The sequence below is a fragment of the Mycoplasma zalophi genome (assembly GCF_025486335.1).
GTDB lineage: Bacteria > Bacillota_I > Bacilli_A > Mycoplasmatales > Metamycoplasmataceae > Metamycoplasma > Metamycoplasma zalophi.
In genome coordinates this window covers 140,842-153,946 of sequence record NZ_JAOOPZ010000002.1, presented here as the reverse complement: position 1 = coordinate 153,946, position 13,105 = coordinate 140,842, and the positions used below count along the sequence as shown (strand labels likewise).

Genomic DNA, 13,105 nt, shown 5'->3' with positions numbered 1-13,105 from the left:
GAGGTAATTATGAAAAAATCCACAAAAATAACATTAGCATTTTTATCAATTGTAGCAGCAACTTCAGTTGTTACTCCGCTGTCAATAATTTTAACTAAACCCACACAGCAACGAATAAATCCTAAAGTAGAAAAAAATCAAAAAAGTGATATTTCTACTTTAGAAGGTGATATTCATTATGTTGCTATCGGGGATAGTATAGCAGCTGGATTTAATGCTAAGTTTGGATACGATCAAGGTGGTTACTTAAATGTAGAAACTAATAAAATTGAAGGATTGAGTTATCCATCATATCTTGCTAATGCAATTAAAATGACAAATGACAGAAATACAAAATTAGCAAGTTATACAAATTTTGGTTTAACAGGAACAACTGTTGATGATTGATTATATTTACTTGACCCTTTATCTTATGATAAAAATTCAAGTGATTATCATGTAATTCAAAATCGTTTAGCATTTGATTTATCAATTGATAAATCACCTAAAAATCCAATTAAGATGTATGCTGAAAACAGATTAGAATATTTATTTAATGATTTTCAAGTTACAAATAATGAAGTTGGTAAATTAGCATCTGAAATAAAAAATGCTAATCTTTTAACTATAAGTCTTGGTGCTAATGATTATCTTTCATATGTTGATTTATTTGATTTAATAAGTGTTTTAAGCATGAATGATTCTGAAATAAGTGATGCAGATATTCAAAATAAATATGATAAATTTATCAAAGAATCTGCAAGATTTAAAGAAGATATTACTAAAAAATACTCAAAACTTCTAACAAAACTTCGTGAAATTAACCCTGAATTAAATATAAATATAATTTCATATCCAATGCCTTTTGTTAGAATCGCAAATATGATTGACAAAAAATATGCAAAAGTTCAGGAGAATTTTTCTGATTTTGTAATAAATTCACTAAATAATGTTTTAAAAGACATTGCAATAGAAAACAATTTAAATTACATAAACTCATTTAATAAAGAATTATGAAAAGCAGAATCAAAAGAATTAGCAAGTAATATTTTTGACATTCACCCTGATATTTTAGGTTATAAAAAAATGGCTCAAGATATCTTTTTAAAAATGTCTTATAATCCAAATCGTGAAAATAACGAACCAAAAGAAATAACCGAGTTTGAAAAAAGTGATCAAAATGCACGCAAACAAGTTATTAATTTCAAAGATTACACAAACAATGAAATTAAACTTTTAATTTATGGGGTATATGCATTAAATAATAATACTTTTGACGTTTCATATGATTTTGAAAATAATACTATAAATCAAAACATAATGAAATTCATTGCATTAAATCCTAACATTGATATTGAAACCATATTAGAAAATTATTTAGCAAAAGATGATTTAATTTTTAACTCTGATCAAGTTAAAACATATATTAAAAATGCTTTAAGTAATATTGGATTTAAGTTAGAAAATTTCCCTAATTTTGAAAAAATGATTGACAATATCATAAAACATAATGCAGAAGATGGATTTTTAAAACATGTTGTTATTGAATTTATAAACACAGGAATTTTTGGAAAAATATTTAACCAAATTAAACGTAAAGTAGAAGCTTTAATTGATTCAAAACCATCAGAATATATTGAATCAAGTGAAATAGAAAAAATTATTACTGATACGGTTTTTGACCAGAAAATTATTTATGATTCACTTAGAAAATTTGTTTTAAGTGATTTCTTTAAACAAAATGATAAAAATCAAACCTTAAAACAAATTATTTTGTCATTACTAACTGATTTTGTTAATGAAAAAAACTTTATACCAGTATTAGGTAAATCATCTAAAACTTTTGCAAAAATGATATATAGTAATCAAGATATCGTTTTTAATATAGTTGATAAGTTAAAAGAAATTGTTTCTGGAATAGTAGATAATTACTTAACGTATTTTGAAGATTCACCAAATTTAGTTAATTTTTTAGCTAAGGTTTATGAAACAAATAGCTCTAAAATAAATGAGATAGTAAATATAATTATTAATTCTGTTACAAACAACACTGAGTCAATCAATTTAATTACAAATATATTATTGGATAAAATTGAAGAAAAAACTTCAAAATTGTTTAGCGAAAGTGAGAGACAAAAAGTTCAATATTTCTTGGTGAAATTAATTAATAATTTTAAAAGTAAACCATTTTTTGAAAATGTAATTAGTAAATTTGTCGACTTAATATTTAAAAACATTAATAAACCAAATATAAATATTGATTCAATTATTACTTTATCTCTAACTTCTACAATTTTAGATTCATATCCAGGAAATGAAAACGGAGAAATTGTCATTTCTTTACTTTCAGATAACTTAGATGATGAAAAATATGTTGAAGGAATGAGGGTTTTAATTCAATCAGTAGCAGATAAAAATTATTTAGAGAATCTTAACATTAGTGAATTTGTACAAAATAATTCAACATTTAACTTTGAAAAATTAAAAACAATATTTTTAAATGTCATAAACAATGACAATGTTAATAACAATCAAAAAGTAAAAGATAACTTAAAATTATTTGTTAAATACTTATTAGAATCAAATATACTAAACAATAATTTAATAAATCAATTTATTGCAATTTACTCAGAAGGAAACATAATAAATAAACTTTATGAACAAATTGATTTCTTAAATATAACAGAAAAATTAAATATTGATTTATCAGCAGAAAACGGACTTAAAAATGCTTTAACATTATGATTTAAAAGTTTAGTTAATGATCTTTTTGCTGATAATGAATTAAAAACACAAATTATTTCATCATTTAGTAACATAATAGACAATTTAGATAAATTAAAAGGCAAAGATTTAAATGAAATTTTAATAAATACTATTAAAAATATTAAAATTTTAGAACCTAAAAAATTAGTTAATAAATTTATAAAAGTAATTGTAAAAAACGGTAATTCAAAAGATCTTGCTATTAAAATTCTTACAAGCATTTTAAAAGAATACTCTCAATTACAAATTTCAAATGAACAATTAACTTTATTAAATGAAAATATTTCAAAAGTTTTAGAAAATATTAGCGATTCTAAATTACTAAGCGACTTACTTGATTTAATTGAAAATATAGATTTTTCTAGTGCAAATACTTTTGAATCAATTTTTGATATTTTAGTTCAACAATTAAAAAAATATTTTGATGTTTCACAAATAAATATAATTAACAACATTTTTTCAGTTATAGTTGCAAAAGATTCAAATAATGTAATTCATGTAGGAATTGATAAATGACTTGTTGCACTTAAACCAATTTTTACAAACGATAATTTTATTAATTTTATTTTTGAAAAAATAGATTTAAATAAAGCCGTTGATCAATTATTTAAAAAGATCGATATTTCTGATAAAAACTGAGATCAAAATACTATTGATAACTTTAATAATTTCATTTCACAATCAAAAGATATTATTTTAGCAAACTTATCGAATTGATCAAAAACAACTGTTAAATCTATATTTGACACAATTTTTAGTGATCAATCTATTGAAACTTCAAAAAACAGTCCTTCAGAATGATTTAAAGAATATGTTATTAAAAATTTAGTAAGTAAAGTATCTAATTTATCAAAAGTTATTTTAAATGAAATATTTACAAATCAAGAATATAAACAATCAGCTCTTGTTGTTGTTAGTCAAATTATTAAAGAATATCTAAAACCATATATAGATATAACTGAAGAACAAGCTAAAACACTAACAACTACATTAGAAAAAATACTAAATAACTTAAATAATGAAAAATTTATAAACACAATATCAGAAGAATTAACTAATGCAGTTTCTAAAATCGTTGTTTTATCAGATGACGTTGTTTTAAGTATTAATTTTAAAGGTGATTTCCAGATTGATAAAATATTTGAATTATTAAAAGAAATAAATATTGAACAATTTGTTGATTTATTAGATGAAGAAGATATAAAGAATTTATTAGAAATAATAAATAATAATAAAGAACAACTTTTTAACAAATTAAACGAACAAACTACAACAAACAACACTCCAGAATATACAGAAAATGCTGAAAATAATACTCAAACTAATACAAATAGTTTAAAAGGTATTGAGAAAATTATTTACAGAATAGTTCCAAAACTTGTTAAAAAAATTAACAGTTCTTCATGGGCTCAAGAAATTTCAAAAAATATTAAAGAAATTCTTGTTTTCATATTAGAAAATCAACAATCACATAATTTCTTAAAAACAACTTTAAAAAATATTTATCCTGAAACTAAAAACACTTTAAATGTATCAAAAGATTCATGAAATTCTTTTGTTGATTATTTAGTGGATGAATTATTACAAAATCAAAAAACAACAGAATTTATAAAATCATTAATTGATAGTATTTTTGTAAATAATAAACAACAAATATCTGAAGTTAAAAACATTTTTGAACTATTTAAACAAGTTATTAATTTAAATAAAGACACAGTTTCAGAATACATAAAATGACTATCAAAAGAAGAAAAATTAAAAGAATTTTTAGCAAATGTTGTATTTGGACAACTAAATAAAATTGCTGATTTTAAATCAATAGAAAACAATTTCAAAACTTTATTTAAAAATGTTATTTCAAATATAGAAAAATCAGAATTAATTGATGTTGTTTTAAATAAATTTATTGATACACTAAATGCAATCACATTAGATGATCCAACCGATTTATCTTCATTATTTGATAATAACTTCTTAACTAAATTTAATATAAGTGAAATAATTACACATAAAAACGCAAAATGAATTTTAACTAATATATTTAGTGAACAAAATAAAAATGATCTTAATGTAGTTGTTGAAACATTATTAGATGGAATCTTGAAAAAATCAACTTCAAGTACTGAAAATTTTGAAAATAGTGAATCTACAGAAAATACTTCAGAAAACAACCCATTTGATATTTGAACATTTATTAAGAAATTTGCAAATACATTATCAAAAACAGAAGATAGTGAAGTAATTAATAATATTGTTTCAACAATTCAAACAATGGCAAGTAAATTTATTAATAATAAGTTAAATTTAGATAATGTTTTATTTTTAAGTAGTGAAAACAAAACATTTATTAACAAAATTATCGATAGTTCATTAAAAGATGAAAATGTTACAGAAATTTTAAAAACAATTACTGAAGAATTTTTAACAACTACTACTCATCAAAATACTGAAAATCTAGAAACATTTATAAATAATGTTCTAAAAAATAATTTTGATAAAATATCAAAAAATATTAAAGAATTAATTATTAAAACATTAAAAGTAAGTCAAAATCAAAACGATTTATTTGAAATTTTAATAAATCTTTTAAATAGTAGATTAGAAACTAAAGTTGACCAAACAACTAAAGTTAATTTAAAAGAAATTTATGTTGCGATATTAAATAATATTGATAAAATGCCTATTTTAGATGAGTTAATTAAAGAATTAAAATCAATAATTTCTAAAAACGATGTTCTAAAACCAGGACTAATTTTTAATGATAAAATAGTTGAAATTTTACAATCAACATTTACAAATAAAGATAAACTTATTAGTTTTGCAAATAAAGAAAATATCAGACCAATTCTAGTTGCGATTTTTAATGAAGATAGAAGTGATAAAATAGTTGAAATCATAGACTTTTTCATCAAAGCAAAATGAATAAAAACTCAAGATCAAGAAACAAATTCAGTAACTGAAACTAACGAAACAACATCACAAGCGATACCAGATTATGTTTTAGATATTTTAAAAGCATTTAGCAATGTTTTAGATAATTCTACTGATTCTAACGTTGTTGAAAATATTACAAAAGTTGCAGTTAAATTTGTTCAAAAATACTTAAAAGAAACCATTGATATATTTAAATTAACAGATATTTTTACAAAACCAAATCAAGACAATGTTAAAGATATTTTAGTTTCAATTTCAAAAGATGAAGAATTTTCTAAACTATTAAAAAACATTTTAACTGATTACATGACCACAGATAAATACACAAATGTTTCAACCATTAGTGAATTTATTAATAGTATAGTTAAAAATAATGCAGAAACTTCAATTGAAAACATTAATAAAATAATTAAAAATGTATTAAAAAATACTGAAAATACTGACAAATTAACTTCAATATTAATAAATGTTATTGAAAATAAATTAAATAACACTTTTGATAAAAATACAAAAGAATCAGTTAAAAAAGTATTTAATAAACTATATACTTTTGTTTCAAATGACGGAATTTTAAATTCACTTAAAACAACAATTATATCTTTTATAAACAGTAATGATTTATTAGATGAAAATGTTAAATTAAATTCAAATTTAGTTAATGAATTAATTAAATTATTAACAAAACAAGAAACTATAAATAATCTTTTATCAAAAGAAAATATAAAACAATTTTTAGAAACTTTCTTTGATGAAAATATCAATCAAGATATATTAAAAGTTATTAATTTCTTTGTTTCATCATCACAAAAAGAAACTAATGATTCTTCTTCAAATACAAACAAAGAAAATACATATAATCAAGCTGAAAAAATTGACTTTGAACAATTATTATTAAAAGCTCTACAAAGCGCTTCGAATATCTACGATCAAGCTAATAAAAATAATAATGTTATAAATAATGTTTCAGAATTAATAACTTTAATTGCAAAAGATTTAGTAGATAGTAAGTTAAATTTAGATAAAATTACAATTTTAGATGACAATTCAAAACAAAAAACAAAAAAAATTGTTGCAAAAGTTCTAGAATTAAATGAAACTAAGGATTTACTTGTTAAATTGTTTGAAAATTACTTTACAAGTGATAAATACGGAAGTTTAGATTCTATTTCAAAAATAGTTAATGCTCTTGTTAAAAATAATTTACAAACATTTAAAGACGAATTAACAAAAATCTCTAAAGCAGCATTAAAAGATAAAAATATTAAAGCTAATTTAAAAGAAATTGCAATTCAAATTATCGAAAAATCTTTAAATATTGATTTTGATACTCAAGTTGAAAATAATTTAAAAGATATAATTGATTCTATTATTTTATTTGCTACAGAAAGTGATGTTTTAGATAAATTATTTTCAAATATAAAAGATACTTTAGAAAATAAAGACATTTTATTAGAAGATAAAACTTTAAATCCTGAAGTAATTAATTCTCTAAAAGATTTATTTACTTCTGAAATAATAATTCAAAAATTATTATCAAAAGATTCATTTAAAACATTTATTTCAAAACTATTCACAGATGAAAATAAAGAAAAAATAATAAGTGTATTACAAGAAATTATTAATTCAAAATGAACAACAAATTCAAATGAAACAACAAGTGATTCTGATGCAGAAACAACAAATGAAGCTCAAGAAAATAATCAATCAAAAATCATTGACTGAATATTTAATGTCGCAAAACTTGCTTCTGGTTCTTTAGATAATAGCAATGATCAAAACATAAACAATATAAATGAAGTAGTCTTATTTGTTGCTAAAGAATATGTTCAAAAACAATTAAACTTATCAAATATTGACATTTTAAGCAGTGATTCACAAGATATTTTAAAAACTATTATTTTATCTACTTTAAACTTAAATGAATTTAAAGGACTTACAAATAAAGTTTTAAGTAATTTCTTTATAACACAAGACTATAATAACTCAGAAGATATTTATAAATTAGTTAATAAGTTAGTAAAAACTAACATAAGTAATATTTCAGGTGATGCAGAAAAAATAATTCATGAAATTGTTAATTTAAATCAACAAGATCATAATTTAAGTGCGTTAATTATTAATATTATTGAAACTAAATTAGAAAAAGAAATTCCACAAGAAATTAAATTAGCATTGCAAAATATTATTGAACGTGCTACAAAAGAAATTAATAGAACTACATTTGTAAATAAATTATTTAATATCTTAAAAGAAGTTTTAACTACAAATGAAATATTTGATACAAATAATCAATTTAATAAAGAAATTTTAAATTCTATTTCTGATAAATTACAAAATGAAACTAATTTAAAATCTCTATTTTCAAATGCAAATATTCAACATATTTTAAATAATTTATTAATTCAAAATAATTTAGATAAAAATATTGAAGAAATTATTAAAGTTTATAAATGATTTAGATTTAATGATTTTTCAAAATCAACTGAAGAAAATTCAGAAGAAAATACTGAAGACGACTCAACAAATACACAAAATTCAGTTAACTTTGATTTAATTACAAAAATTCTAAAATCTGCAAATGGTATTTTACAAGAAAACAATAATGAAACCTTAAAACAAAATATCAAGAAATTATTAAAAGAAATAGCAAAAGTAGAAATAACTGAAGCTGATTTTTCTAAAGTTGTTAACGGAAAAGAAAATGCTGATAAATTAAAGAACTTATTAACAAAAGTTGTTGATTATACCTCTTTAGATAAAATGTTAGATACTATATTAATTAAGTATTTAGATAAAACATACGATTTAAGTTCTGCAAATAATATAAATGAAATAATAAAACAATATCTATCTAAAGCAAAAGATGGTATTTTAGATAATATAAAAGAATTTATTAATGAATTAATTGATACTGATAAGGATTTATTAGATGAATTTATAATAAATGCAATAGACAAACAATTAATTAATAAATTAACAGATCAAAATAAACAAACAATAAAAAATATTTCTGCAAGAATATTTAAATTTATAAAAGAAAATGAGTCATATAAAGACATTCTAGGTCATTTGATTGATGCTTTAAAAGAAATTGATTTCATTAAAGATGGTCAAATTGATTCAGAGTTAATTAAAGATACAATTGCTAAGAAATTTAATTTTGAAACCATCCTTTCTTTAGTGACAAAAGAAAATGCTTCTTCATTACTGAATAATTTATTTAATAATGATTCTTCTGTAAATGATATTGTTGAGTTATATAAAACATTAAGATCAAATATTAATTTCTCTTCAAAAACAACAGATAATCAAGCAAATAATTCAGAACATTCAAATAATGAAGGCAACTCACAACAAACTAATAAGAGTTCATTATTTGATTTCATTGCTAAGGTTTTAAAAACTTTAAATGGTTCATTGAGTGATGAAAATGTTTCTTCAAGAGTTTCACAAACTATTTCAAAAATACTAAAATATGAATTAGAAAAATTTGATGCTCAAGAATTTAATATTAATGGAATATTTAAAATCGAAACAATTAATAATGTACTTCATTCAATTGGCAATAGTGTACAATTAGAAGAAACTGTTTCAAAAATAGTTAAACATTATTTACATGTAAGTGATTCAGATATTCAAAATGCAAATAATTTAAACGATGTTATAAAAGCAATTATTAAATCTAATTTAGAAGAACTGAAAACATCATTAATTAATATATTATCATTTGGAGTTTCTGAAAATAATAACGAAAACTTTATTGCAAAAGATATATTTAATTACTTAAATAAAACATATAACCTTGAATTTACTGAAACTAGTGCAGAAGCAACTTCATTTATTTCAGTTGTTTCAAAAGCAATTGATACATTAACAAATAAAGATTACTTTAAAACTTTATTTAATAGTATTTTAGATCAAGTAGTTGACTTAGATTTCTTTGTAAATAATGAATTTAATGCTAATTTACTTCTATCATTGTTAGAAAAAATATTAACAAAAACACAATGAAATACTATATTAACAAAAGAATTTGGTAAAGATTTTATTAATATATTAATTGAAGATAAAGATTTAACTGCTGATACAGATCAAATAAATGAACAACAATCTGAAAAAATATTTAATTTATATAAATTTATTAAGAAATTAATTTTAAATATTCAAAATCAAGCATCATCAGAAAATTCAAATAATGCTGATTCTAGTTCAGCAAACACAACTTCTGAGCAGCAAAATACTCAAAAATACAGAAATATTGAAGATTTAATTCTAAAAATATTTATGTCATTTAATAATTCATTAGAAGGTGCTGAACACGGTGATCAAAAATTAAAAATTATTCAAAAAGCTCTTCATAAAATAATTAAAGACGTTGCAGTTAATATTGATTTAAGTTCAATCATTGCATCTAATCCAAACATCAATAAAGAAGAAATTCAAAAATTACTTGGGGAATTAGTATCATATAAATCTGTTGAAACATTTACAAATAAAATTGCAGAAGATATTCTAAAAACTGATATAAAATCATGAAAAGAATATAAAAATGAAAATGATTTTAAATTACCAAAATTAATATCATTGATAATTGAACATGAAAAAGACGCAATTATAAAACTTCTAAAAGGCACTTTAACTGAGTTCTTTAAGAAAAAAGAAAATGCTGATAATGTAACTAAATTAATATTCAAGTTCATGAAATTAGAAAACACAAATGATCAAGATATCAATCTTTTAAGTGGTGTATTGCAAAAATTAGTACCTAAATTATTAAATAACGATTGATTTAATAAGAAAATATTACTTCGTTCATTCTGATGATTATCTAAAAAAGCTTTAGAGTTCAAAATTGAACAACCAACTAAATGAATTTCAGATGCTTTTGCAAAAGTAATGAGTGTAATTGGAGAAGGTGATATTGGTGTTATTTTAGATTTTGTTGGTGATGAAGCTCAACATGCTATTACTTCACTAGAATTTACACAACTAATTAACCTATTCTTTGAAAAATCTAATTTTGAAGATTCATTACTATATAACGGATTAAGAAATCTAAATACAGATCCAGATAAAACTAAACGGACAAACAAAAAAGATTTAGATAACATGGTTGGAAATTCTGTTTGAGAAGCTATTGGAAAATTAATTGCAATTAAACCAAAAGCTGCTCCAGTACCTTCAGATGAAAATCCAGAGTACATGGTTTCATCTGATAAAACAGCTTTAGATATTTTAGATAAAGTTTATAAAACAATTTCTAAAGTTTATTGACAACAAAAATTACCAGAAGATGCAGCGGGTTACAGCCAAAGAAGACAAAACTTTGCATATAAAGCTTTATATAGAGTTTATACAACAGTAAACTATGCTGTGTTTCAAATGTATTTTAGAGAAACAACTGATAGTGAAAGAGAACAAAAATTTATTAGATGATGATTTGGTTCAACAGGTAATCCACCAATTTTATGAATTCTGTTAGAAGATAATGTTTTAGGTGTAAAACGTTTAAACAAAACTTTAAAAGCAAGTTTTGAAAGTCCACGTGATATTTGACCTATACGTAATGAGTTAAATGTTTATGCTCATTATTTAAAAGCAAATTTTACAGAGCGAGATTATTATGCAAATGAACAAAATTATAAACCTGATGACATTATTTATATATTAACTACATCAGAATTCCCTGATAATGATCCAAATAAAAGTAAATATAGTTCAGATGTAAAATTTGGTCCTCAAATTAATAAAGGTAAACCACTATCTAAAAAAGAATATGTTCTATGAACTATTCGTGAAGGTAGTTGAGGAAGATTTATGAATGAAGCACAAGAAACTTCATTAAATATAATTAGTGGTTTTGCAGAGTGACAAAACAAAGGTTCATGATGAAGACCTAATTGACAAATCGTTCCAAAAATTCAAAAAGGTAAATATTAGAAAAAAGTGCCAGTTGGCGCTTTTTGTTATAAAAAAAACTAAATTATCACAAAAAAGTGTTTTTTAGCCTTAAAAATTATCTTTATGCAAAAAAAACGCGATTTTATAGTATTATTTATAATATTATTATAAGAAAATTCATTATTTAATCATATTTTGAATATCGTAAGGAAAACAATATGAAAACACAAAAATCTAAAAAAATATTTTTATCATTAGTAACAATTTTAGCAGCTGCATCATTGGTATCTGTACCAGCTATATCAGCATCATGTACATATAAACAAAATGATCTTGACAAATATAAAGAAACATTTGATGGAGCCGCAGAGTATTCAAACACTTTAAAAGAGCCAAATCAACAACAAGCTAAAACAAAATTAAGAAAAGTATTAGAAGAAGCATCGAGATTAGCTTTAAATGAAAGATCAACACAAGCAGATGTTAATAAAGCAATTGAAATGATTTTAAATGGTTTAAAAGAAGCTAAAGATTCATTGAATATTACTACAGATAATACAAATACTAATGATAATAATGATTCTAATTCAACAAATCCAACACCTGATGAAACAACGCCAACCCCAGAAGAAAAAACACCTGAACAAAAGCAAAATGAACTAAATGAATTTGTTAATTCAATAAAAGAAAGCATCAAAATAAAAATGGATGATGCAAGTAAAGCAAATATCAAAGCAGCTATTGATTCAAATAAAAATATTTCATTTGATAAAGCAAATAAAACATTATTAACAGATAATGACAGTCATTCAAATGATATTGAATTAAATAATGTTAATTGACCAGAAAATATTGAATTAATTTCAACAACAACTGAAAACAATGTTTTATCATTAACAAAAACTGATGATGGAAAAGTAGTTTTATCATTTAGAGTATTAAAATCAGGAGAAGATAAAATTATTTCAACTGAAACTTACACAATCGAATTAGGTAATTACGATGATTTAGCAACAACAACACCTACACCTACTCCAGAAGTTACTGAAACAAATAAAGCAGGAATTTATTTTAAAGAAAAAAACATTAGTTCAGATAAATTACAATTAACTTACTTAATTAAAGAAGTAGAAAATTTAGAAAGTGGTGCTAAAAAATTAACACTTGAAGAAAATTCAACTGTTAAATATATGGCAAAAGATGAAACAAATGTACAAAATAATGCTGATTTATATTCTACAAATGATGACTCAAAACAATTATTTGAAGAAAACATAATAAATAATACAAGTGATTTAAAAACTAATTTCGTTTCTGCTGATGCACACTTAAAATATGATGACACAACAAAAAAAGTTTACTGAAATGATAAAGAACTAACAGATGCAAAATATATAGGTGAATTTACAACAAAAAGTAATTTAGGATCTGTAAAATACTACTTAATACCAAAAGATTTACTTGACGTTGTAACAAATACAGAATCAAATAATTAATATTAATAATTAAACTTCAGTACAAAATA

Annotated in this window: 2 protein-coding genes; both read left to right on the top strand. The window is 21.9% G+C overall.

Going from position 1 to position 13,105, the window contains the following annotated elements:
- Positions 1-9: 9 nt before the first annotated feature.
- Positions 10-11,619, top strand: a complete 11,610-nt coding sequence (locus tag N8G13_RS01785; protein ID WP_262289226.1) for an SGNH/GDSL hydrolase family protein — start codon at positions 10-12, stop codon at positions 11,617-11,619.
- Between the two features lie 179 nt (positions 11,620-11,798).
- On the top strand, positions 11,799-13,076 hold the full coding sequence (locus N8G13_RS01780; protein WP_262289225.1) for a hypothetical protein: 1,278 nt from the start codon (positions 11,799-11,801) through the stop codon (positions 13,074-13,076).
- Positions 13,077-13,105 lie beyond the last annotated feature (29 nt).